This is a genomic window from Paenisporosarcina sp. TG20 (assembly GCF_000286315.1).
Lineage (GTDB): Bacteria > Bacillota > Bacilli > Bacillales_A > Planococcaceae > Paenisporosarcina.
The window spans coordinates 1-1,648 of sequence record NZ_ALJG01000073.1 but is presented as its reverse complement, the minus strand read 5'-3'; the positions used below and the strand labels follow the sequence as shown (position 1 = coordinate 1,648).

Here is a 1,648-nt window from a genome sequence, read left to right as displayed (position 1 = left end):
GAAAATGGTTTCCCTACTTTATTATGGGAAAATAAGAAAAGACTTCCAATTTTGAATAGGTTATACTTAAATCACAACTATTCGCTTAGGTAATCAATCTTTATTATAAAAAATGGCTTTTTTAAAGGAAAAGGATGCTTAATAGTTAAATTAAACTAACAAGCAGGCTAGTTCAAGAAGAAGGAGTTTTGGTAACGGTGTTTAATTAGTTAATATATGTAAACTTTAATGTTTATTTACTTCGAAAAAAATTGGCACTTTACTAAACCTTAACGCAACAGATGAGTCTTATTAAGAGAAAAATTAAGAAGTAGACAAACTTAAAGGAAAAATAAAATAATAATTGAAAGAGGCGAATGGAATTGAAAACTATATATCGGTGGAGTGTTTTTGTTTTTCTTATAATCGTAACTATCTTATTTTTTAGTAAAGGAATGGATTTGAGGTCTTCTATAACACACATTGATGGAGACGCAATTGGAGTGCATTTTCTAATCTTCGAAATAAATGATTGGGTACCAAAGAAAAGCATACCGACATATGCAAATGGGTTTTTTATTGCAAGTATAATTACTGCTTTAGTTGCAATATTTGTTGTGGGAAAAAAAGGCATAGTAAACCATCCTTAATAATTGAAGTTCCTTATTCAACTAACGAATTACTTTAGCACAAGAACGGAGATCTTGAAAAAGGTTGGTTTCTTAAACTAAAGTAAGCAGTTTACTTGAAGAAAAACAAATGAGATCATTTAGTCTTATGGGGGAGATAAGAATGAAACGTTATATTAAACTTTTTATAGGTATTGTTTTTATTTTATCGCCATTTCTACTATATTGGTTCATACACGGAGATTACGAAAGGTATATTTGGATTATCAATGGACCTTTTCCTTTTAGTCACTTTGGTGGTGGTCCTGCCCAATTGTTTATGTATGTATGTTTATTTTTAATTGGAATAGGCTTTTTGGTTGCCACCTTTATGCCAAAACGCAAAACAAAATAAAATTCATACTTTAAGAAGATTGTGAAACATTTAACTTAAAGTAACGGGTGCGTTTCTAAAATAAGCAGTAACGATTTTTAAAGGGGTTGAAAGTCTTATGATTATTAAAATTGACTTTGGTGAGGACTTTATTCAATACATTTCTTGTTCAACAAAAGTAGGTAGGAAGATGAACTGTATTCAAAAAGACTTTCTAGATTGGATTTTTGATGAGGAAAAGAATACAAAATATTGGGCTTTAGAAAATGGAGAAAGAATTCACCCAAATTATGACGCAAATGCAATTATAGAGTGGTTGAACAATGTAAGATTTAAGAAAGGAATAGCGAAAGCTAAATTAATTACGACACCTCAATTAATAGCGAAAAAGAATTTATATTACTAGAATTTGTTTTTAAGATTGTGAAAATGTGTACTTAAGCTAACGGGTACGTTAGTAAAAAAACATAAATAAATGCACTTGGATAAACATTTCCAAGCGCATTTATTTAGACAAAATCACCAATAACTTTAACATATCCTATAATGAACGGCTTAGCAGAAAGTCAATGGTATTTTATATAATAGAAAAATGCAGTGGTTTGCATCATGAACACCTGAAATTCTGATATTTGAGCAAGTATATCTCTTTTTAGAAATAGTGTAG

Annotated in this window: 2 protein-coding genes; both read left to right on the top strand. The window is 29.6% G+C overall.

The features are described from left to right. Positions 1-771: 771 nt before the first annotated feature. A complete protein-coding gene (locus B371_RS0100465) occupies positions 772-1,002 on the top strand; it encodes a hypothetical protein (protein WP_019412395.1) in 231 nt (76 codons plus the stop codon). 97 nt (positions 1,003-1,099) lie between these two features. After that, entirely contained in the window at positions 1,100-1,387 is a 288-nt protein-coding gene (locus B371_RS0100460; RefSeq protein ID WP_019412394.1) for a hypothetical protein, read from the top strand. Positions 1,388-1,648: the final 261 nt, after the last annotated feature.

What these genes read in the sequence shown, in the direction of transcription:
- B371_RS0100465 (WP_019412395.1), top strand. Translation starts at nt 772, where the DNA reads ATGAAACGTTATATTAAACTTTTTATAGGTATTGTTTTTATTTTATCG.
- B371_RS0100460 (WP_019412394.1), top strand. Translation starts at nt 1,100, where the DNA reads ATGATTATTAAAATTGACTTTGGTGAGGACTTTATTCAATACATTTCT.